At 71.5% G+C, this 21,906-nt stretch carries 18 protein-coding genes; 13 read left to right on the top strand and 5 right to left on the bottom strand.

Going from position 1 to position 21,906, the window contains the following annotated elements; genetic code table 11:
- Nucleotides 1-478 precede the first annotated feature (478 nt).
- Both AB0N81_RS39825 and AB0N81_RS39820 read left to right on the top strand, forming a co-directional pair.
- Nucleotides 479-2,323 (top strand): cellulose synthase catalytic subunit, encoded by a 1,845-nt coding sequence (locus AB0N81_RS39825; RefSeq protein ID WP_365367452.1) that lies wholly within the window; start codon nucleotides 479-481, stop codon nucleotides 2,321-2,323.
- 3 nt (nucleotides 2,324-2,326) lie between these two features.
- Nucleotides 2,327-4,294: a kelch motif-containing protein gene (locus AB0N81_RS39820; protein ID WP_365367440.1), complete on the top strand. Its 1,968-nt coding sequence runs from the start codon at nucleotides 2,327-2,329 to the stop codon at nucleotides 4,292-4,294.
- Between the two features lie 16 nt (nucleotides 4,295-4,310).
- Here the strand turns inward: AB0N81_RS39820 and AB0N81_RS39815 are convergent, their stop codons facing one another.
- Together AB0N81_RS39815 and AB0N81_RS39810 are read right to left on the bottom strand one after the other, a co-directional pair.
- A complete protein-coding gene (locus AB0N81_RS39815) occupies nucleotides 4,311-5,342 on the bottom strand; it encodes a glycoside hydrolase family 6 protein (protein WP_365367438.1) in 1,032 nt (343 codons plus the stop codon).
- A gap of 63 nt (nucleotides 5,343-5,405) precedes the next feature.
- Complete coding sequence (locus AB0N81_RS39810) at nucleotides 5,406-6,407, bottom strand: DUF5937 family protein (RefSeq protein WP_365367436.1); 1,002 nt, start codon at nucleotides 6,405-6,407, stop codon at nucleotides 5,406-5,408.
- 136 nt (nucleotides 6,408-6,543) lie between these two features.
- Here AB0N81_RS39810 and AB0N81_RS39805 point away from each other — a divergent pair, with 136 nt between their 5' ends.
- From AB0N81_RS39805 to AB0N81_RS39785, 5 genes are all read left to right on the top strand, one after another.
- A complete protein-coding gene (locus tag AB0N81_RS39805; RefSeq protein ID WP_365367450.1) occupies nucleotides 6,544-7,788 on the top strand; it encodes an MFS transporter in 1,245 nt (414 codons plus the stop codon).
- Nucleotides 7,789-7,798: 10 nt separating this feature from the next.
- A complete protein-coding gene (locus AB0N81_RS39800) occupies nucleotides 7,799-8,308 on the top strand; it encodes a MarR family transcriptional regulator (protein ID WP_362990340.1) in 510 nt (169 codons plus the stop codon).
- An 89-nt stretch (nucleotides 8,309-8,397) separates the two neighbouring features.
- Nucleotides 8,398-8,730, top strand: coding sequence for a DUF3817 domain-containing protein (locus tag AB0N81_RS39795; RefSeq protein WP_365367434.1), 333 nt, complete (start codon nucleotides 8,398-8,400; stop codon nucleotides 8,728-8,730).
- 74 nt (nucleotides 8,731-8,804) lie between these two features.
- Nucleotides 8,805-10,505 (top strand): methylmalonyl-CoA mutase family protein, encoded by a 1,701-nt coding sequence (locus AB0N81_RS39790; RefSeq protein WP_365367432.1) that lies wholly within the window; start codon nucleotides 8,805-8,807, stop codon nucleotides 10,503-10,505.
- Nucleotides 10,506-11,018: 513 nt separating this feature from the next.
- Nucleotides 11,019-12,110 (top strand): alpha/beta hydrolase, encoded by a 1,092-nt coding sequence (locus AB0N81_RS39785; protein WP_365367430.1) that lies wholly within the window; start codon nucleotides 11,019-11,021, stop codon nucleotides 12,108-12,110.
- 12 nt (nucleotides 12,111-12,122) lie between these two features.
- Here AB0N81_RS39785 and AB0N81_RS39780 read toward each other — a convergent pair whose 3' ends face one another.
- Together AB0N81_RS39780 and AB0N81_RS39775 are read right to left on the bottom strand one after the other, a co-directional pair.
- On the bottom strand, nucleotides 12,123-13,523 hold the full coding sequence (locus AB0N81_RS39780; RefSeq protein WP_365367428.1) for a HAMP domain-containing sensor histidine kinase: 1,401 nt from the start codon (nucleotides 13,521-13,523) through the stop codon (nucleotides 12,123-12,125).
- Nucleotides 13,520-14,263, bottom strand: coding sequence for a response regulator transcription factor (locus tag AB0N81_RS39775; RefSeq protein ID WP_365367426.1), 744 nt, complete (start codon nucleotides 14,261-14,263; stop codon nucleotides 13,520-13,522). The genes AB0N81_RS39780 and AB0N81_RS39775 overlap by 4 nt, the downstream gene beginning before the upstream one ends.
- 64 nt (nucleotides 14,264-14,327) lie before the next feature.
- On the opposite strand from AB0N81_RS39775, the gene AB0N81_RS39770 reads away from it, so the two are divergent.
- Together AB0N81_RS39770 and AB0N81_RS39765 are read left to right on the top strand one after the other, a co-directional pair.
- Entirely contained in the window at nucleotides 14,328-15,473 is a 1,146-nt protein-coding gene (locus AB0N81_RS39770; RefSeq protein WP_365367424.1) for a UDP-N-acetylglucosamine--N-acetylmuramyl-(pentapeptide) pyrophosphoryl-undecaprenol N-acetylglucosamine transferase, read from the top strand.
- Nucleotides 15,470-16,477, top strand: a complete 1,008-nt coding sequence (locus AB0N81_RS39765) for an SDR family NAD(P)-dependent oxidoreductase (protein ID WP_365367422.1) — start codon at nucleotides 15,470-15,472, stop codon at nucleotides 16,475-16,477. The genes AB0N81_RS39770 and AB0N81_RS39765 overlap by 4 nt, the downstream gene beginning before the upstream one ends.
- A 75-nt stretch (nucleotides 16,478-16,552) precedes the next feature.
- Here AB0N81_RS39765 and AB0N81_RS39760 read toward each other — a convergent pair whose 3' ends face one another.
- A complete protein-coding gene (locus AB0N81_RS39760) occupies nucleotides 16,553-17,194 on the bottom strand; it encodes a TetR/AcrR family transcriptional regulator (protein WP_365367420.1) in 642 nt (213 codons plus the stop codon).
- A 314-nt stretch (nucleotides 17,195-17,508) separates the two neighbouring features.
- On the opposite strand from AB0N81_RS39760, the gene AB0N81_RS39755 reads away from it, so the two are divergent.
- From AB0N81_RS39755 to AB0N81_RS39740, 4 genes are all read left to right on the top strand, one after another.
- Nucleotides 17,509-18,498 (top strand): tetratricopeptide repeat protein, encoded by a 990-nt coding sequence (locus AB0N81_RS39755; RefSeq protein ID WP_365367418.1) that lies wholly within the window; start codon nucleotides 17,509-17,511, stop codon nucleotides 18,496-18,498.
- A 668-nt stretch (nucleotides 18,499-19,166) separates the two neighbouring features.
- On the top strand, nucleotides 19,167-19,799 hold the full coding sequence (locus AB0N81_RS39750; RefSeq protein ID WP_365367416.1) for a DUF6230 family protein: 633 nt from the start codon (nucleotides 19,167-19,169) through the stop codon (nucleotides 19,797-19,799).
- A gap of 158 nt (nucleotides 19,800-19,957) precedes the next feature.
- On the top strand, nucleotides 19,958-20,500 hold the full coding sequence (locus AB0N81_RS39745; RefSeq protein ID WP_365367414.1) for a DUF6114 domain-containing protein: 543 nt from the start codon (nucleotides 19,958-19,960) through the stop codon (nucleotides 20,498-20,500).
- Nucleotides 20,490-21,851 (top strand): hypothetical protein, encoded by a 1,362-nt coding sequence (locus tag AB0N81_RS39740; RefSeq protein WP_365367412.1) that lies wholly within the window; start codon nucleotides 20,490-20,492, stop codon nucleotides 21,849-21,851. Before AB0N81_RS39745 ends, AB0N81_RS39740 begins: the two co-directional genes overlap by 11 nt.
- The last annotated feature ends 55 nt before the right edge of the window (nucleotides 21,852-21,906 follow it).

The following is a 21,906-nucleotide window of genomic DNA, read 5'->3' as shown; positions in this document are numbered from 1 at the left end:
GGACGTGGGGGTATGTGCGCACGGAGCACCGAGCACACTCTGGCGTCTTTGGACTTGAGGCGCGACGCAGGGATAGCGAGTACGTACATACCCCCGCGGCCCCGCCCCACAGACGAACAGCAGGCGAGACCGGCGACCACGCGCACACGCCCCACGGCCCCGCCCCACAGACGAACAGCAGGCGAGCCCAGTGACCACGCGCAGACGCCCCACGACCCCGCCCCGCAGACGAACCGCACGCGAGCCCGGCGACCACGCGAAAGCGCCCCCACCCCGCCCGCCCCGCCCCGCAAGCAGCCCCAAGGCGCCCCCGCCCGAGTGCGTGCGCCCCCGCCTGCGCGCCCCCTCACAAACCACCCCCCACCGCAACCCCGCCAAAACCCCCCAACCTAAAACCCCTCGCACGGGGGAACCCCGTTCGACACGCCGGGGAAAGTCCACTTTTGTGTGGGTATCGGCTCGGTTGGATTACCAGAACCTGGAGGGCGCTGTGCGGCAGCCGGAGGGCTACGACTACGAGACCCACAGCACGCTCGCCGGACCGCTCACGGAGCCGGACGGCGGAGGAGAGGGAGGGGGCTATCGCGTGCGGTATCGCTCGCTGCTGGCCGGTGAACCCCACCGAATACGCGCCGTCCTCCTGATGACCCTGGCCCCGGTACTCACCGGCCTCCTCCTCGTCTACCTCGTCTGGCCCACCCACTGGACCGAACGGGAGGGCGGCGACAGCTGGCTGATCGGCCTGGACGTCACGATGCTCGTGGCGATCGGCCTCATCGAGCTCTTCATGCTCGTGAACGTCGTGTCGATCGCCCACGCCACGATGGTGGCGAGGGACCCGATCCCCGTGTGCCCCGAGGCCGGCACCCGCGTCGCCTTCCTCACCACGTACGTCCCGGGCAAGGAACCGATCGCGATGGTCCGGGCGACACTCGAGGGTGCCGTCCGGATACACCACTCCGGGCCCCTCGACGTATGGCTCCTGGACGAAGGGGACACCCCCGAGGCCAAGGCCCTCTGCGAAGAGCTAGGGGTGCGGCACTTCACCCGCCACGGCGTTCCGGAGTGGAACAGGGAGAAGGGCCCCCACAAGGCCCGCACCAAGCACGGCAACTACAACGCCTGGCTGGCGATGCACCGAGCCGACTACGACTTCTTCGCCTCCGTCGACACGGACCACGTCCCGCTCCCCAACTTCCTGGAGCGGATGATGGGCTACTTCCGCGATCCGGACGTCGCGTTCGTCGTCGGACCGCAGGTCTACGGGAACTATGACAGCCCGGTCACCAAGGCCGCGGAGTCCCAGCAGTTCCTCTTCCACGCTCTCATCCAGCGCGCGGGGAACCGCTACCGCGCCCCCATGTTCGTGGGCACGAACAACGTCGTCCGCATCAGCGCGCTCACCCAGATCGGCGGCCTCCACGACTCGATCACCGAGGACATGGCGACGGGCTTCGAGCTGCACCGCCACCGCAACCCGGCCACGAAGCGGCACTGGCGCTCGGTCTACACCCCGGACGTGCTGGCCGTGGGCGAGGGCCCGGCCTCCTGGACGGACTTCTTCACGCAGCAGATGCGCTGGTCGCGCGGCACGTACGAGACGCTGTTCAAGCAGTACTGGAAGGCCCCGTTCACGATGCCGCCCGGGCGTCTCTTCTCGTACTCGCTGATGCTCGTGTACTACCCGATGACGGCGGTCAACTGGCTGCTCGGCATCCTCAGTTGTGTGCTGTTCCTGTGGTTCGGGGCCTCCGGGACGCAGGTCGCCGCCTCCGTCTGGCTGATGCTCTACAGCGACGCGGCGGCCCTCCAGGTCGGCCTCTATCTCTGGAACCGCAGGCACAACGTGTCCCCGCACGAGCCGGAGGGCTCGGGAGGTCTCGCGGGCATGGCGATGTCGGCGCTCTCCGCGCCGATCTACGCGAAGTCGCTCGGCGCGGCCGTCCTGCGCCGCCCCAGCCGCTTCGTCGTCACCCCCAAGGGCGGCGACGCGAGCCCGGACCGGCTCCTCACCTTCCGCATCCACCTGTTCTGGGCGGCGCTGCTGGCCGGCTCGCTGGCCGCCTCCTTCGTGCTGGGCCACACGCACGTGGCGATGCGCACCTGGGCGGTCCTCGCGATGGTGATCTCGCTGGCGCCGGTCACGATCTGGGCCTTCGGACTCGCCAAGGAGCGCAGGGCGGGCAGGGCGCGCGGGGAGCACGGGGAGCGCTCGGCGCGCGAGGAGGCCACGCAGCAGCAGGAGACGACCGTGCGCGGCGAGAACAAGGAGGGCGAGCCGGAGCCGGCGTTCGCCACCGGCACGACGACAGGAGGGAACTGACCCATGGCCTACCGGCCCTCGAAGCGCACGAGGAAGACGCTCATCGGAGTCGGCGCGGGCGCGCTGCTCGTGGGGCTGAACGCTCCTGCCGCGCTCTCCTTCGCCGAGGAGCAGTACTACGAGTACAAGATCGCCCAGCCCGGCTACAAGAAGAAGTACGGCTCCTGGAAGCAGGTCGCGATCCCCGAGGAGTTCCGCACCAACGCCATTCACGCCGCGCTGCTCCACACGGGCAAGGTGCTGATCGTCGCGGGCTCCGGCAACGAGCAGAAGAAGTTCGACTCGGGATCGTTCGACACCGTCCTGTGGGACCCGAAGAACGACACGTTCAAGAAGATCGCGACGCCCGAGGACTTCTTCTGTGCCGGGCACGCCCAACTCCCGGACGGGCGGCTCCTGGTGGCGGGCGGCACCGCCCGCTACGAGCTGCTCGACGGCGAGGTGGAGCGGGCCGGCGGCGGCATGCGCGTGAAGAACGAGAACCCGGACAAGCCGGTGGTCCTGAAGAAGGGCACCAAGTTCCGCTCGCCGTCCGGTATCGAGTACGTCAGCAAGTTCGATGTCGAGGTACCGAAGGCGAAGCGGGACTACGAGATCACGTACTCCAAGTCCGGTGTGATGCAGCCCTGGAAGACGCAGGTCAAGGCGAGCGAGGCGCGGGTCTTCGTCGAGGCGGTCCAGGAGGGCGAGCAGTCGGTCAACGAGAAGTCCGCGCAGTACGAGATCGAAGGTCTGACCGGCGAGGAGGCCGACAACACGTACGGCATCGCCGAGAAGATCGACATGGAGAAGCAGGACTTCCAGGGGATCAAGGCGGCGTACGAGTTCGACCCCAAGGCCGAGAAGTACATCCCGGTGGACCCGATGGACAAGGCCCGCTGGTATCCGACGCTCGTCGGCCTGGATGACGGCAAGGTGCTCGCGGTGTCCGGACTCGACGACGTGGGCGTCGTCGACCCGGGTGACAACGAGATCTACGACCCGAGGACGAAGAAGTGGACGGACGGGCCCAAGCGGTACTTCCCGACGTACCCCGCGCTGTTCCTCACCAAGGGCGGCAAGCTCTTCTACCCGGCGTCGAACGCGGGCTACGGACCCGCCGAGAAGGGCCGTGAGCCGGGACTGTGGGACCTGGACACGAACAAGTTCGAGAAGGTCCCCGGCCTGGAGGACATGGACCAGACGGAGACGTCGGCGTCCGTGCTGCTGCCGCCCGCGCAGGACCAGAAGGTGATGATCCTGGGCGGCGGGGGAGTGGGCGAGTCGGACAAGTCGACGCGGCGCACCGCGGTGATCGACCTCAAGGAGGACAACCCGTCCTTCAGGACGGGGCCGCAACTGCCGCAGGGAACGCGCTACTTGAACAGCGTGCTCATGCCGAACGACTCGGTGTTCACGACGAACGGCTCCGAGGACTACCGCGGCCGCAGCGCGAGCAACATCCACAAGGCGCAGTTCTACGACCCCAAGGCGAATGAGTTCCGCGCGGCGGCGGCGCCCAAGGTGGGCCGCAACTACCACTCGGAGGCGTTGCTGCTGCCCGACGGCCGGGTCGCCACGTTCGGCTCCGATCCGCTCTACGACAACTCGCAGAACACCAAGCTCGGCCACTTCGAACAGCGCATGGAGATCTTCACGCCGCCCGCGCTGCACCGGGGCGCCGAGAACCGCCCGGTGCTCGGCGAGGGCCCGGAGGAGCTCGCGGCGGACGGCCGCGCGACGTTCAGGACCGACCGCCCCGAGACCATCGCGTCGGCCCGCCTGATGCGCCCGAGCGCGGTGACGCACACCACGGACGTCGAGCAGCGCTCGATCGCGCTGGGGCTCACCAAGGGCAAGGGCACGGTGACGGTGGACGTGCCGCGCAGGGACACGGCGCTGGTGCCGCCGGGCTGGTACATGCTGTTCGTGACCGACAAGGACGGCACGTCGTCCGAGGCGAAGTGGATCCACGTCGGCACGGACGACTGAACGCCGTCGACCGGGCTCACGCGTCCTTGGCGTTGCGGGCCAGGCCCAGCGCGTAGTCCGGCCACCACTGCCCGGCCGCCGGGCCGCCCCGGCACGGCCCGTCCGAGTCGCCGGGGCGCTTGATCCACAGGACGGCGTCGAGCAGCGGGTCGCCCGTGCGGTCGGTCGGCGGGGTGCCGAGGCCGCGGCCGGGCGGGTTGCACCAGGCGTCCTGCCGGTCGCCGGCCAGTGGGCCCTTGCCGTTGCGGCTGGTGTCCATGACGAAGTGCTTGCCGCCCACGGTGGCGGACAGTGTGCGTCCGTACGTCTTGGTCGTCTCGTCGCTCTGGAAGTTGGAGACGTTCAGCGAGAAGCCGTCGGCCTGGGCGACGCCCGCCTTCTGGAGCGGCTCGGTGAGCTTGTGCGGCTCGGTGATCCAGCCGGGGTTCCCCGCGTCGAGGTAGACCCGCACCTTCGGCTGCCGCTTGAGCCGCTGGATCGCCTCGGAGAGCAGCTGGTAGCGGTCCGTGTGGTACTCGGCCGGGGTGCAGCCGTCCACGATGTGCGGGATCGCGTCGGGCTCCAGGACGACCAGGGCGGGCGCGTCGCCGATCGCGTCGGCGAACGTGTCCACCCAGCTCCGGTAGGCGTCGGCGTCGGCCGCGCCGCCCGCGGAGTGCTGGCCGCAGTCGCGGTGCGGGATGTTGTACGCGACGAGCACGGCGGTGCGGTCCTCCTTCGCCGCGCCTCTCGTCGCCTCCGCGATGTCGGGCGCCGGGTCGTCCCCGGCCGGCCACAGGGCCATGGGCCGCTCGGAGATGCGCTTGAGCGCCTCGGCGTCCCGGTCGCGGCCCTGTTCCCGCCACTGCTGGACCTGGCGTGCGGCGGGGCTGTCCGGGTCGACCCAGAAGGTGCCCGCGGGGGGCCCGGCGCTCTCGGTGGCGGGCTTGCGAGCGGCCGCCTGATCCTTCGTGCCGCCGGACCCGGGGTCCGAGGAGGAGCAGCCTGCCGGGAGCCCGAGGGCGGCGAGGGCCGCGAGTGCCGTGAACGTGCGGAGCAGCCGGTGCATCCAGCCCCCTTGGGCGGTGGTGACGGTGACGGTCAGTCAGCCCGGCAATCGTTACATAAAGGACTATTCAAGCTCTTGTGCCACACCGCCCCCGGTGGCAAGGGCGCTGCCGAGCGGCGTGCACTCGTAGAACACCTGGTGTCCGTACCGCCGTGACACCAGGAGCCCGGCGCCCCGCAGCGCGGCCAGATGGGCCGACACGGACGACGGCGCGAGCCCGATGCGGTGCGCGAGCTCCGACGTGGTGGCGGGCGCGTCGAGCGCGGTGAGCACCGTGGCGCGCCCGCGGCCGAGGAGCCGTACGAGCGCCTCGTGCGCACGGTCCGACGGCTCCGCCCACAGCCCCGCGATGCCCCGCACGGGGTAGGCCAGCGTCGGCTGCCACGGGGCGTCGAAACCGCTGATCACGTCCGGCCAGGAGAAGACGCTCGGGATCAGGACGAGACCCTGCCCCGACAGGTGCCGCACGTGCTCGTCGCGCCACTCGACGGTGAGCCGCCCCGCGTCCCACGACAGCCGCCGGTCGAGCTCCGGCAGCAGCCCGCCGAGGCCGACCTCCGCGAGCCGCCGTGAATGGAAGGCGACGTCGGCCTCCAGGAGCGCGCGCAGGCGCGGCCAGTCCGGCTCGATCAGCGCGTGCCAGGCGGCCTCCATGGCGTCCGCGAGCTCCAGGACCGCGGCGGCCGGATCGGCGAGCAGAGCCCGCCCCTTCGAGGAGTCGGCGGCGCCCGGGGTGCAGGCGAGCGCCCGCGCCATGTCGTCCCGCGCGGCCGCCGGGTCAAAGGCGCGGACCCCGGCGATCTCCTCCTCGAAGCGGGCCGCGGGACCGATCGGCGGCGGGCCCATGAAGTCCGGTGAGTGCCCGCGCCGCGGCATCAGGAGCCAGAGCGCGGAGAGGTCGAGGCCGCGGGCCGCCTCCCGTATCCGGCGCAGCCACCGCGGGTGGTAGGCGTGGCGGTCGGGGCGCTTGAGGGTGCGTACGGCCTCCTGCGTCTCCCACAGCGGCGACACCGCGAACCGGCAGCGCAGCAGGTCGTCCTGCCCGAAGTGCATGCGGAACGGCACGTGGCCCCCTGCCGCGGTCGAGGGTTCACCCGGCCTTCACCCGGCCCGGAGCGAAGATTCGCCCGGGGCCGAAACTTTAGGCCGGCGGACGCGCCCGCGTGAGGCTGCGTCCATGCCTGCGTCCATACCGCCGTCCATGTCCCCGCCCGCCGCGGCAGCCACCGGCTACACCCGCGTCCTCGCCGTACGCGAGTTCCGTGCCGTCTTCGCCGCGCACGCGCTCTCGCTCCTCGGCGTCATCGTCAGCGAGGTCGCGCTGACCGTCCTGGTCTACGACCTCACCGGATCACCGCTGCTCGGCGCGCTCACCTTCGCCCTCGGCATGCTGCCGTACCTGGTGGGCGGGACCCTCCTGTCCGGGATCGCTGACCGGTACCCGCCGCGGCGGGTGCTCGTCCTGTGCGACGCCGTGTGCGCCGGGTGCGCGGCCCTCATGGCGCTGCCCGCCACCCCCGTCGCCGGGCTGCTCGCGCTGCGCTGCGCCATCGCCCTCGTCGCGCCCGTCTTCAACGGCACGCGCATGGCGACCCTCACCGACATCCTCGGTGACGGCGACCTGTTCGTCCTCGGCCGTTCCCTGCTGCGGATCGTCTCGCAGAGCTCCGTGCTGGTCGGCTTCGGGCTCGGCGGCGTACTCCTCACCGTCGTCACACCGCGCGGCGCGCTCATGATCACCGTCTGCACGTTCGCGGCGTCCGCACTGCTGCTGAGGTGCGGGACGAAGCGCCGGCCCGCGCGCGGGAACGCCGACGGCGGCGCGCTCGTGCGCTACTCGCTGGGCGGCGCACGCGCCGTGCTCGCCGACCGCCGCGTGCGGGCCCTCCTGCTGCTCTTCTGGATGCCGCCCATGTTCATGGTCGTCCCGGAGGCGCTCGCCGCGCCCTACGCGGACGAGATCGGCGTCGGCGTCGCGGGTGTGGGGCTCCTCATGTGCGCCCTGCCGGTGGGCACCATCGCGGGCGAGCTGTACGCAGGGTCGGCGCTCTCCGCGTCCTCGCGCGCCCGCATCGTGCTGCCGCTCGCCTCGCTCACGCTGCTGCCGCTCACCGTGTACGCGCTCACGCCCGGCCTCCTCCCGGCGCTCGCCGCTCTCGCGCTCGCCGGCGCGGGATCGGCGTACACGCTGGGCCTGGACCGCTGGTTCGTCGACGCCGTGCCCGACGGCCTGCGGGGCCGCGCGATGACCGTGCACACGGCGGGCCTCATGACGCTCCAGGGCGTCGGCATGGCGCTCGCGGGACTGGCCGCCGAGTTCTTCGCGGTGAGCACGGTCGTCACGGGTGCGGGCGTCCTCGGCACGGTCTGCTGTCTGCTTCTGGTGGTGGAGGTGCGTTCGACCGAATTGCGAGACGGGGCTGACCAGCATGTGACCGGCGGGTAAGGTCGATGCCGTGCCGAAGCCGCTCAGCCTCCCCTTCGATCCCATCGCCCGTGCCGACGAGCTCTGGAAGCAGCGCTGGGGATCGGTCCCGGCCATGGGCGCGATCACCTCGATCATGCGCGCACACCAGATCCTGCTCGCCGAGGTCGACGCGGTCGTCAAGCCGTACGGACTGACCTTCGCGCGCTACGAGGCGCTGGTCCTCCTCACCTTCTCGCAGGCCGGCGAGCTCCCGATGTCGAAGATCGGCGAGCGGCTCATGGTGCATCCGACCTCGGTCACGAACACCGTGGACCGCCTGGTGAAGTCCGGCCTGGTCGACAAGCGCCCGAATCCCAACGACGGCCGGGGCACGCTCGCCTCCATCACGGAGAAGGGCCGCGAGGTCGTCGAGGCCGCCACGCGGGAGCTGATGGCGATGGACTTCGGGCTCGGGGTGTACGACGCGGAGGAGTGCGGGGAGATCTTCGCGATGCTGCGGCCACTGCGGGTGGCCGCGCGGGATTTCGAGGAGCAGTAGGACCCGCTCGGCGAGAAGTGGGATCGGGTCGTTCCGGTCCGGGCGGGGGCGGCGAAGATCGCGTGAAAAGGGCCGTTACGCTCGTAGCCATGAAACGCAGCGTGCTGACCCGCTACCGGGTGATGGCTTACGTCACCGCCGTCATGCTCCTCATCCTGTGCGCCTGCATGGTGGCCAAGTACGGCTTCGAGAAGGGCGAGGGGCTGACCCTGGTGGTCTCCCAGGTCCACGGAGTCCTCTACATCATCTACCTGATCTTCGCCTTCGACCTGGGCTCCAAGGCGAAGTGGCCGTTCGGCAAGCTGCTGTGGGTGCTGGTCTCGGGCACGATCCCGACGGCCGCGTTCTTCGTCGAGCGCAAGGTCGCCCGCGACGTCGAGCCGCTGATCACCGACGGCTCCCCGGTCACCGCGAAGGCGTAACCCCCACCGCCACGGACAGGTCCGTGGCGGTTGCCCATCGACTTTTACTAGGACGTCCTAGTAAATTCGATGGTATGGACGCTGACGCGATCGAGGAAGGCCGCCGACGCTGGCAGGCCCGTTACGACAAGGCCCGCAAGCGCGACGCGGACTTCACCACGCTCTCCGGGGACCCGGTCGACCCCGTCTACGGCCCCCGGCCCGGGGACACGTACGACGGATTCGAGCGGATCGGCTGGCCGGGGGAGTACCCCTTCACCCGCGGGCTCTACGCCACCGGGTACCGCGGCCGCACCTGGACCATCCGCCAGTTCGCCGGCTTCGGCAACGCCGAGCAGACGAACGAGCGCTACAAGATGATCCTGGCCAACGGAGGCGGCGGCCTCTCCGTCGCCTTCGACATGCCGACCCTCATGGGCCGCGACTCCGACGATCCCCGCTCGCTCGGCGAGGTCGGGCACTGCGGCGTCGCCATCGACTCCGCCGCCGACATGGAGGTCCTCTTCAAGGGCATCCCGCTCGGCGACGTCACGACGTCCATGACGATCAGCGGGCCCGCCGTGCCGGTCTTCTGCATGTACCTCGTCGCGGCCGAGCGCCAGGGCGTCGACCCGGCCGTCCTCAACGGCACGCTCCAGACCGACATCTTCAAGGAGTACATCGCGCAGAAGGAGTGGCTCTTCCAGCCCGAGCCGCACTTGCGCCTCATCGGCGACCTGATGGAGCACTGCGCGCGCGACATCCCCGCGTACAAGCCGCTCTCCGTCTCCGGGTACCACATCCGCGAGGCCGGGGCGACGGCCGCGCAGGAGCTCGCGTACACCCTCGCGGACGGCTTCGGGTACGTGGAACTGGGCCTCTCGCGCGGGCTCGACGTGGACGTCTTCGCGCCCGGCCTCTCCTTCTTCTTCGACGCGCACGTCGACTTCTTCGAGGAGATCGCCAAGTTCCGCGCCGCGCGCCGCATCTGGGCGCGGTGGCTTCGGGACGAGTACGGAGCGAAGACGGACAAGGCGCAGTGGCTGCGCTTCCACACGCAGACGGCGGGTGTCTCGCTGACGGCCCAGCAGCCGTACAACAACGTCGTACGCACGGCGGTGGAGGCCCTCGCCGCGGTGCTCGGCGGCACGAACTCCCTGCACACCAACGCCCTGGACGAGACCCTCGCCCTGCCGAGCGAGCAGGCCGCGGAGATCGCGCTCCGTACGCAGCAGGTGCTGATGGAGGAGACGGGCGTCGCGAACGTCGCCGACCCGCTGGGCGGCTCCTGGTACATCGAGCAGCTCACCGACCGCATCGAGGCCGAGGCGGAGAAGATCTTCGAGCAGATCAAGGAGCGGGGGCGGCGCGCTCAGCCGGACGGGCAGCACTCCATCGGCCCGATCACCTCGGGCATCCTGCGGGGCATCGAGGACGGCTGGTTCACCGGCGAGATCGCCGAGTCCGCCTTCCAGTACCAGCGGTCCCTGGAGAAGGGCGACAAGCGGGTCGTCGGCGTCAACTGCCACCACGGTTCGGTCACCGGTGACCTGGAGATCCTGCGGGTCAGCCACGAGGTGGAACGGGAGCAGGTCCGTGACCTCGCGGGGCGCAAGGGGCGACGGGACGACGCGCGGGTCCGCGCCTCTCTCGACGCGATGCTCGCGGCGGCGCGGGACGGGTCCAACATGATCGCCCCCATGCTGGAGGCGGCACGGGCGGAGGCGACGCTCGGGGAGATCTGCGGGGTCCTCCGGGAGGAGTGGGGGGTCTACGTGGAGCCGCCGGGGTTCTGAGGGCGGTGTCCCCTGCGGGTGGTGGGGGTTGCTCGCGCAGTTCCCCGCGCCCCTAAAAACCCCGCCCCCCCCGGCACCTGAAGAGGAACCTCCCGGCCCCGTTGTCCAGGGCCGCGAGGAACTACGCGCCCAGCCGCCAGCACCCGGGGGTTGCCAGGGGCGCGGGGAACTGCGCGAAAGCCCCCGCCACCCGGGGGTTCTCAGGGGCGCGGGGAACTGCGCGAAAGCCCCCACCGCCCGCAGGCAGGTACGAAGCCGCCCGGCCCGGGGGTTTTCAGGGGCGCGGGGAACTGCGCGAAAGCCCCCGCCGCCCGCAGGCGGGTACGAAGCCGCCCGGCCCGGGGGTTTTCAGGGGCGCGGGGAACTGCGCGACCAGCCACCACCCACCCGCAGGTGGGGGCGAACCAGGCAAACCGCCCCCGCCGCGGCGGGCGGCGCGAGTTAATAGGTTTAAGGCCCAGGGGCCAGGGCAGGCGCCAGCCCGGTCAACCACCCCCCGCCCCAGGAGACCCCGTGACCTCGACCGGCCACGCCCGCACCGCCGCCATCGCCATCGGAGCCGCCACCGCCACCGTCCTCGGCGCGCTGCTCATCGGCGGTTCCGGCGAGGTGAGTGCGAGCCCGCCGCCCGAGCCCAAGGTCCAGGACGACTTCGACTCCCTCGGCCCCGAGGTGCGCGCGGCGAAGCTCTCCGACGGACGGACCGCCCACTACTCCGACACCGGGGAGAAGGACGGCAAGCCCGTCCTCTTCATCGGCGGCACCGGCACCAGCGCCCGCGCCTCGCACATGACGGACTTCTTCCGCACGACCCGCGAGGACCTGGGCCTGCGCCTCATCTCCGTGGAGCGCAACGGCTTCGGCGACACCGCGTTCGACGAGAAGCTGGGCAAGGCCGACTTCGCGAAGGACGCCCTGGAGGTCCTGGACCGGCTCGGCGTGGACGACGTGTCGGTCGTCGCGATATCCGGCGGCGGCCCCTACGCCGCCGAGCTCGCCGCCCGCGCCCCCGAGCGGATCTCGCAGCTGCACCTGGCCGCCGCCCTGCCGCCCTACGGCACGAAGCCCGCCTACTGCGGCCTCTCCGACGACGCGCTCGCCGCCGCCGTGAAGGACCAGATCAAGGACCCGCGCAAGTGGTGGGCCTTCCCCGACGACAGCCCCGTGAAGTCGATCCCGGGCTTCGCCGACACGGCGTACGAGGAAGGCGCGCGCACCTACAACCAGCGCGGCCAGCAGGCCGACCCGGCGCCCCAGGTGCACGAGCAGAAGCTGTACTGCGGGCGTCCCGGCCCGGACCTGTCGAAGCTCGACGCCCCCGTCTACCTCTACGGCGGCAAGAAGGACACCACCGTGCCGCCCGCGACCCTGAAGGCGTGGCAGGAGGCGCTGCCGGACAAGGCGAAGGTGCGCTCGTACGCGGACTCCGGGCACGACGTGCAGTACCGGCACTGGGACCAGATCCTGGTCGACCTGGCCGGGCACGGGGACCGCACCGTGGTCTGCAAGGGCGACCACACCCGCGTCCTCGACGCCCGCGAGGCCGACCGGCTCGTCGCCAAGGACAAGGCCACGCTGGGCAGCTGCGCCTGGAACAAGAAGTAACCGGGCGGGCCCTCAGGACGCGGGCAGGGTGAGGCGGAACAGCGCGCCCCCGCCCGGCGCCCGTTCCGCCGAGAGTTCCGCCCCGTGCGCGTGCGCGATCTGGCGGGCCATCGCGAGGCCCAGGCCCGAGCCGGGCAGCGCGCGGGCCTTCTCCGCCCGGTAGAAGCGGTCGAAGACGTACGGCAGGTCCTCCTCCGCGATGCCGGGACCGTGGTCGCGCACGGTCAGTTCCGTGGCGCTCAGCGCGACCTCGACCGGCGCGCCGGGCGGGCTGAACTTGGCCGCGTTGTCGACGAGGTTGGTGAGCAGCCGGGACAGCCGCGCCGGTACGCCGGGCACGCTGAGCTCCGCCGCCTCCGGCGCCACCTGGAGCGTGAAGGGGATCGCGGGCCAGTGGCCGCGGGTCGCGTCCACCGTGTGGGCCGCCAGCGGGGCGAGCCGCACCTCTTCGAGCAGCGGCTGCGGCTCCGCGTCCCTGGCCAGCTCGATCAGGTCGTTGACGAGTCCGGTCACCTCGCGCAGCTGGCGGCCGATGGCGCCCGACGCCCGCTCGCGCTGGGCGTCCGTCAACCGGTCTGCCCTGGCGAGGAGTTCGGCGTTCGTGCGCAGCGCGGTCAGCGGGGTGCGCAGTTCGTGGGAGGCGTCGGCGACCAGTCGGCGGCGGGCCGCGACGGACTCCTCAAGTTCGGCGAGCATCGTGTTGAACGAGGTGGCCAGGCGGGTCACTTCGTCCTCACGGCCTTCGCGGCCGGGTGGCCCCGGCGGCAGTTCGATGCGGTGGCGGGCGTCACGCGTGGCCGCGATGCGCTCGGCGGTGGCCGTGAGGCGGGTGATCGGCGCCAGGCCGGTGCGCGAGACCCAGTAGCCGCCGACCGCGGAGAGCAGCACACCGGCGCCGCCGACGGCGGCCAGCAGGGACGCGGCCTGGCGCACGCCGCGCTCGGCGATGTCCGCGCGGAGGGCGACCTGCACGGCCTCGCCGTCCCTGCCGGACGTCGTGGTGTACATGCGGCCCGGTTTGCCGCCGGGGAGCGTGAAGTTCGAGTAGTACGGGGCCTGCCGGCCGGCGGCGACCGCGCGGGTCGGCCCGGTCACGGGCAGCAGATACGGCTTCGCAGGGTCGTCCGCCGGATCGCTGGGGACGATCTGCGAGCAGGCCGGCGCGCCCAGGAACCGGCACTCGCCCGTCATGACGCCGGGACTCTCGTCGCGGTGCTGCTGGATGGTGAGCGTCGCCGACTGGGCGAGGTTCTGGTCGAGCTGCTGGTACAGCTTGTAGCGGATCACGAAGAACGCGGCGGCGCACACCCCGACCGCCACCAGCGCCACGGCGGCCGCGGCCATCACCGCGAGACGGGTCCGCAGCGGCCTGCGGCGCCGCCACCGCGCGCCGAGCCTGCGCCGCGCGCTCACGGGGAGCCCAGCCGGTAGCCGACGCCGTGCACGGTGTGCACCAGGCGGGGCTCGCCGCCCGACTCCAGTTTCCGGCGCAGGTAACCCACGTACACGGCGAGGGAGTTGGAGTCGGGGCCGAAGTCGCGGCCCCACACCGCCTGCTGGATCAGGTCGCGCGGCAGGACCTGGCCCGCGTTGCGCAGGAGCAGTTCGAGCAGGACGGCCTCCGTGCGGCTGAACTCGACCCGGCGCCCGCCGCGGCGGCCGGTACGGGTCGTGGGGTCCAGGACGAGATCGCCGTACGAGAGGTCGTCGCCGTCGTCCGCGGCCCGCTCCGGCGTCGCGCGCCGCAACAGCGCCCGCACCCGGGCCACCAGCTCGTCGAGGGCGAACGGCTTGACCAGGTAGTCGTCGGCGCCCGCGTCCAGGCCGTCCACGCGCTCGCTCACCGAGTCCAGGGCGGTCAGGACGAGGACCGGGGTGCGGTCGCCCGCGGCGCGCAGCTGACGGCAGACCGCCAGGCCGTCCATGACCGGCATCAGCACGTCGAGGACCACTAGGTCCGGCTGCCAGCGCGCCACCGCCGTGAGCGCCCGGTGGCCGTCCGCCGCACCCCGCACGTGGTGGCCCTCGACCGTCAGGGCGTCCTCGACGGCGGCACGGACCTCGGGGTCGTCGTCGACGACGAGAATCCGGTGCGGCACCGTCCCGCCCGCGCCCGGCGGGCCGCCCTTGCTGGTCACGCTCGTGAAGCTCATGAACCAAAGGTGCCAAACGCGGCTCTTAAAACCCTCTTAGACCCTCGCGTGAAGCTCCACAGCCATGCGAACCTCTCTCTCCGTCGTGATCGGCGCGGGCGGCACCGGCGGGCACATCTATCCCGGCCTCGCCCTCGCCGACGCGCTGCGCCGGGCCGTGCCGGACGCGGTGATCTCCTTCGTCGGCACCGAGCGGGGCCTGGAGACCCGGCTGATACCGGACGCCGGGTACCGCCTCCACACCGTCGACATGATCCCCTTCGACCCGTCGCTCGGCGCCCGCCGCTATCTGCTGCCCGCCGCGCTGATGAAGTCGGGCGCCCAGTGCCGGAGCATCCTGCGCGGACAAGGTGCGCAGGTCGCCGTCGGCATGGGCGGCTATCCCAGCGCGCCCGTCATCGTCGGCGCCCGCATGGCGGGGCTGCCGAGCCTCATCCACGAGTCCAACGCCGTGCCGGGCCGCGCCAACCGGTTCGCTGCCCGGCTCACCCCGAACATCGCGGTCGCCTTCGACCGCAGCCGCGCGCACCTGCCGGGCGGCGAGCGGGCGCACACCACCGGGATGCCGATCGCGGCGCCGCTCGCCGCGCTCGACCGGGCGGCGCTGCGGGACGAGGCCCGGCGCGTGCTCGGGGTCCCGGCCGGAGCCCGCCTCGTCCTCTTCAACGGCGGCAGCCTCGGCGCGGCCCGCCTCACGGAGGCGGCCGTCGGTCTCGCGGCGCGCTGGCGGGACCGCGGGGACGTCCATCTCCTCATCAAGACCGGCCCCGCGGCCCTGGAGGAGACGCGGGCCAGGCTCGCCGCCGGAGGCGGTGACGCCGTCGCCCGCGCCGTCCCCTACCTCGACCGCATGGACCTCTCCTACGCCGCCGCCGACCTCGTCGTCTGCCGCGCGGGCTCGGCGACCGTCGCCGAACTGGCCGCCACCGGCGTCCCCGCCGTCCTCGTGCCCTACCCGCACGCGCCCGGCGACCACCAGACCCACAACGCCCGGGTCCTGTCCGACGCGGGCGCGGGCCTTCTCCTGCCCGACGCGGAGACCACCGCGGACCGCCTCGTGCGGCTCATCGGCCCGCTGCTCGCCGACCCGGTGCGGCTCGCCGCGATGACCGGCGCCGCGGACCCGGGCCCGCACGCCCGCGCCGCCGACCTGCTCGCCGAGCGGGTCCTGCACCTCGCCCACACCTCATCCGATCTGGAGTACGCGTGAACACGACTTCCACCCCCTTCTCCTGGCAGGACCGCACCGTCCTCGTCACCGGCGCCGAGGGCTTCATCGGCTCGACGCTCGTCGACCTGCTCCTCGAAGCGGGCGCGAAGGTCCGCGCGTTCGTGCACTACAAGCCGTACGCGGAGAAGGGCCACCTCGCCCATCTCCTCGGCGACCCGCGGGTCGAGATGCTCGCCGGGGACGTGCGGGACGCGGGGCGCGTGATGGACGCGGTCGCCGGGTGCGACACGGTCTTCCACCTCGCCGCGCTGATCGGCATCCCGTACTCGTACGACTCCCCGGGCGCGTACGTCCAGACGAACGTGGTCGGCACGGAGAACGTCGCGGAGGCGTGCAGGCGGCACTCCGTGCGGCGCCTCGTCCACACCTCCACGAGCGAGGTGTACGGGACCGCGCTGACGGCGCCGATCGCCGAGACGCACCCGCTGCAGCCGCAGTCGCCGTACTCCGCGTCGAAGATCGGCGCCGACATGATGGCGCTCTCGCACTGGCACGCCTTCGAGCTGCCGGTGACGGTGGTGCGGCCCTTCAACACGTACGGCCCGCGGCAGTCGGCCCGCGCTGTCATCCCCACGGTCCTCGCCCAACTGCACGCGGGCGCCCGGGAGATCAAGCTGGGGTCGCTGACGCCCACGCGGGACTTCACGTACGTGACGGACACGGCGCGTGGGTTCATGGCGGTGGCGGTCGCCGACCGGGCGCTCGGCCACGCGGTCAACCTCGGTGTGGGGCAGGAGATCTCCATCGGCGACCTCGCCGGGGCGCTGATCGCGGCGTCCGGGCGGGAGGCGTCCGTGGTCGTCGACCCCGCGCGGCTCCGCCCCTCCGGGAGCGAGGTCGAGCGGCTTCTCTCGGACAACTCCCGGGCGCGGGAGTGGGCCGGGTGGGCCCCGGCCGTCTCTCTTGAGGAAGGGCTGAAGCTGACCTCGGCGTGGGTCGCCGAGAACCTGCGCCTGTTCGCTCCTGAGCGGTATCAGGTCTGACTTTTGGCCGCGGGCCGGTGGGGGCTGGTCGGCAGTTCCCCGCGCCCCTGACCGGACCGTGCCTGCGTCACCCGCTCAGGGCTGTGTCGCGGCCGCCGCCAGGCCCCCCAGGAGCAGGCGGGTGAACCGCTGGGCCCACTCCTCGTCCACCGGTTCCGCGCTGACCAGGGCGCGGTGGACCACCGCGCCGGCGATGACGTCGAAGATGAGGTCGGCGGTGTGGGACGCGGAGAGCGCGTCGGGTTCGGCGGGGAGCTCGCCGCGCGCCTGCGCCCGTTCCCGCCCCGCGAGGACCAGGCGTTTCTGGCGGTCGACGATGGAGGCGCGGATGCGGTCACGCAGCGGCTCGTCCGTCGTCGACTCCGCCACCACCGCCATCAGCGCCGTCTTCGTCTCGGGGCGCCCGAGCAGGACCGCGAACTGAAGGACGACGCCCTCGATGTCGGCGGCCAGGCTGCCCCGGTCGGGGAGTTCCAGTTCATCGAAGAGTTCCGCCACCGCGTCGACGACCAGCTCGCTCTTGCCCGCCCAGCGCCGGTACAGGGTCGTCTTGGCGACGCCCGCGCGCGTGGCGACGGCGCCGAGCGTCAGCCTGGACCAGCCCAGCTCGACGAGGCCCTGCCGGGTCGCCTCCAGGATCGCGGCGTCGGCGGTCGCGCTGCGGGGGCGGCCGCCGGTGCGGGCGGCAGGGGTGGAGGACGTCGTACGGCTCTGCATGGCGGCGACCATACCGGTCAGTACGTCGCCGTTCGGGGTGCCGAGTGAGGGAGATCACCGGAAGGGGCCTCCCCAGCCCCGGGAGGGGACAGTTACGCTACGACCCGTAGCGAAAGCCGCGAGCGAAAGCCGTGAGCGAACGCCACGAGCGACAACCACGCAGCACGACCACCGGCCCGGGGTGGGGACCCTGGGCCCGACGACCGGTCCGCCGGTCTCCACAGGGCCTCGAACCGCGGCGCCCCTGACCCCGCAATCCGGCGGGAGGTCATGGACGGGCGCGGTTCCCGCACGGGTTGGGGGAGGATGTACTCATGCAGCCACGGAACATGTCCATGAGCGGAGTCGTCGACCTCGCCGCGGTGAAGGCGGCCCAGGAGGCCAAGGCGAAGGCGGAGCAGGCGCGCGCCGACGCGGCGCGGCAGGGCGGGGGCGCGGCGGGCGCCGCGATCTCCCCGGCCTCCCTCGTCATCGATGTCGACGAGGCGGGCTTCGAGAGCGAGGTCCTGCAGCGCTCCACCGAGGTCCCTGTCGTCATCGACTTCTGGGCCGAGTGGTGCGAGCCGTGCAAGCAGCTGAGCCCCCTTCTGGAGCGGCTCGCGCAGGAGTACAACGGCCGTTTCCTCCTTGCCAAGATCGATGTCGACGCGAACCAGATGCTGATGCAGCAGTTCGGGGTCCAGGGGATCCCGGCTGTCTTCGCGGTGGTGGCCGGACAGGCCCTGCCCCTCTTCCAGGGCGCCGCCCCCGAGGCACAGATCCGCCAGACCCTGGACCAGCTCATCCAGGTCGGCGAGGAGCGCTTCGGTCTGACCGGCCTCGTGGTCGACGCCGACGCCGATGCCCAGGGCCAGCAGGCCCCCGCGCCCGCCGAGGTGCCGGCCGGTCCTTACGACGCCCTGCTCGAAGCGGCCGTACAGGCGCTGGACGCGGGCGACTTGAGCGGTGCCGTACAGGCGTACAGGAACGTGCTCAGCGACGATCCGGCCAACACGGAGGCCAAGCTCGGGCTCGCGCAGGCCGAGTTGCTCCAGCGCGTCCAGGGTCTCGACCCGCAGGCGGTCCGCAAGGACGCCGCCGACAGGCCGGCGGATGTGCAGGCCCAGATCGCCGCGGCCGACCTGGATCTGGTGGGCGGCCATGTCGAGGACGCCTTCGGGCGGCTCATCGACACGGTGCGCCGCACGGCGGGCGACGACCGGGACGCCGCGCGGGTGCGGCTCCTCGAACTCTTCGAGGTCGTCGGCGGCGAGGACCCGCGGGTGACATCGGCGCGCACGGCGCTCGCCCGGGTGCTCTTCTGACCCGTCCGCCCCACCCCGGCCGGTTCCCGTACCGGCCCCTCCGGCCGACCTGCCCCTAAACGCGGGGCGTTGTGATGTCGGAGTGAAAAGTCTGTTCCCGAGGCACCACAGTGGCCGCGCTTTACCAAAACTTGGTAAACGCGGCCACTGTTACTTGGAGTAAGACATCGGCTTCCCTCTGAGTGGATACGCCCGATGATGCACCGTTCTGCACCGCCGCTCTGAGGCACCGTCTGTGGCCGACCGATACCGGGCGGTCGCGCTTCGGTTATCCGGCCGTTACTAGCGAGTAACGAACCCCCTTGTGCGGGGGCCGAGAATGCACCACGATCGGCCACGCTCGGTCCGTCGACCCGCAGCCCGAAAGCCAGTCGGGAGCGGGCCTTTCGGGTCCCCACCGAGCAGGCCGGTGACGCCGTCGCCGGTCTGGACAGGGGGGTCTCTGCCGTTCCCGGCAGGGCCTGTCCGTGAGGTTGTGCGTGATGCGTCAGGCGCGACCAGTGGTTGTCGCTCGGGGGTGATCGCCGGTGAACGTGGTGCGGTTGCGCGCCTCCGATGCGGGCGCTCTCCTTCCCGAGGACGTAGCACTTCTCCCATCCCTGCCCGGCTGAGCCGCCCGAAAGGGAGCAGTCAGGGCCGGAGATGTACGTCCGAGAAGGAGGAAAGTCATGGAATCTGTGGCTCGTGGCGGAACCAGATGGAAGCGGTTCGCCGTAGTCATGGTGCCGAGCGTCGCGGCTACCGCCGCGATAGGTGTCGCCCTCTCGCAGGGCGCGCTCGCGGCATCGTTCAGCGTGTCCGGCCAGTCGTTCAAGGTCTCGGCCGACAAGCTCGACGGCCGTGGAATGGTCCAGTACGGCGGTGTTGACGTCGGCGTCGACATGGAGGGCAAGAAGGCCGCCCACCCCGTGTCGGTCTCGGCGTTCAAGAAGGCCAAGATCACCAACATGTGCCAGTCCGTCGTGACGCACATCCCGGTGCTCGGCGATGTCACGCTCCAGCTGAACGCGGGCGGCGGCAAGACGCCCGTCGAGGCCAAGAACCTGTACATCGACGTGGCGCAGCTCGATGCCGACGCCGAGTTCAGGAACATCAACATCGGTGTCGCGGCCGGGTCCTCCACCAAGGGCCCCGGCATGAAGGGCGGCAAGGAGCAGGCGAACCCGAACGGTTTCGCCCAGGAAGCCGACCGCGCCATCCTCAAGGACATCGAGCAGACGGCCTGGGCGACCAGCGCGGGCACCTTCAAGCTCAGCGGCCTCAACATGAAGCTGCACAAGGGCAAGAAGGAGTGCTTCTAGCACCCGCTTGAGCACTCGCTGAGTCCTTGACCCGCCGGCCCGTCAGGGCGGGCACGGGACAGCGACTGGCCCGGCGGGCGCGGAGATCCACTCTCCCGCCCGCCACCACAGAGCTTCACCGAATTCACGTACCGCCGGTTCCAAGGAGCTGTTTTCCCATGAGCGCCAAGTCACCGGGGCCGAACGAACACTTCCTCACGGTCTACCGCAGGAAGTTCCGGGCCTGGCGGGGCTCCCGCCCGTTCTGGGCAGGCCTCCTCACCATCCTTGGCGGCGTGCCGATCGCCTACCTGCCCTACGGCAACATCAAGCTCGGCAACCTGACGCTCGCCCTGGCCACGACGGCGGGAGCGGGTTCGCTGATCATCGGCGTACTCCTGATGGTGCTCGGTCTGACCATGTGGTTCCAGGTGCACACCCGGGTCTTCGCGGGCGTCGCGGCGATCCTGCTCGCCCTGGTCTCCCTGGTCGTCTCCAACATCGGCGGCTTCCTCATCGGCTTCCTGCTCGCGCTGATCGGCGGCGCCCTCGGTATCGCCTGGGGCGAGCCCGGGAGCGTACCCGCGAAGGGCGCGAAGGGGCGCACGGAGAAGGAGCCCCAGCCCGCGGTCGCGGGCGGTGTGGACGGTGCGAGCGCTACCGACGATCTGTCAGGAACGAGCCCGGTGGACGGGACGAACGGGAGGCACCGTGCAGGCTGACGAGGTGCACCACGAGGACTCCGCGGGGGAGTCCCGTGCGAGATCCGGGCCGCGTCACGCGGCCCCCAGGAAGCCGCTGCTCACCCGTCTGCAGATGCCCGCGGGCAAGGCGATAGCCCTCGCGGCCATGCCGAGTGCGGTGCTCATGGGGATGGGCCTGACCCCGACGCTCGCGCAGGCGAAGCCGGGCATCCCCAAGAACCCCTTCCAGGACGGCCCGTGTGTCACGGCGCCGGACGACGCGTCCAAGGATGTCGAGAAGGAAGCGAAGGACGCGAAGGACGCGAAGGACGCCGAGGACGCCAAGAAGAAGGCCGAGCAGGACGAGGCGGGCCAGGGGAAGACGGGCAAGGGGGAGACGGGCAAGGACTCCACCGGGCCGACGCCCCCCGCCTCCGGGACGGAAGCCGGGTCCGAGGCCGGGTCCGGGGCCGGCTCCGGTGACAAGGCGGGCTCGGACGAGGCCGGTTCGGACAAGGCCGGTACGGGCGACAAGGACACGGACGAGAAGCCCGAGCCGGACCCCGCGCCCTCCGAGACCAAGAACCCCTGGGACCCGCTGGGTGTGGGCGACGCGCTCAAGGACGTCTTCACGCCCGACGACAAGGAGTCCCCGAGCCCGACGCCGACCCCCTCCGCCTCGGACGAGACCAAGTCCCCCGAGGACAGGGCGAAGGACACGGCGAAGGACACCGTCAAGGACACGACGGACAAGGTCACCGAGCCTGTCGAGGACGCAGAGGACGCCGAGGACGCCGAGGACACGGTCGACCAGGCCGAGGACGAGGCCGGCGACCCCGAGGACAAGGCCGACGACGCCGAGGGAGCCGAGGCCACGGACCCGATGGCGCCGGACGCGAACGGCAAGAAGCCGTTCCCGTGCGTGGTCGAGAAGAAGGTCGACGGCGACGCCGAGCAGACGCCCGTGCCGATCCCGGACGACCCGTGGGAGCTGGAGGCCAGTTCCCTGCTCCTCAAGGGCCTCGACTACAAGGGCGTCGTGAACCTGACGACGGCCGGCGGCAAGAAGAAGCAGGCCCTGAAGTTCACCGTCGACAACGGCACGGACATCGGCGACCTGCACCAGATCGCCCCGGGCCCCGACGGCTCGAAGTACCACATCAGGGCGGACGAGGGCTCCACGTCCACGATCCGCGACGGGCAGACGATCATGTACACGGAGCGGCTGCAGGGCAACCTGTTCGGGCTGATCCCGATCGTCTTCGACCCCGAGCACCCGCCGCCGCTGAACGTCCCCATCGCGTACTTCACCAAGGTGAAGGTCCTCCAGGCGGCCCAGTTCGGCGGAACCCTGAAGGTGCCGGGCCTGGAGCAGACGATCACCCGCTGACGCCTGACGCCTGACGCCTGACGCCTGACGCCTGACGCCTGACGCCTGACGCCTG

Source organism: Streptomyces sp. NPDC093510 (assembly GCF_040683555.1).
Classification (GTDB): domain Bacteria; phylum Actinomycetota; class Actinomycetes; order Streptomycetales; family Streptomycetaceae; genus Streptomyces.
This window is presented reverse-complemented; position numbering and strand designations above follow the sequence as displayed.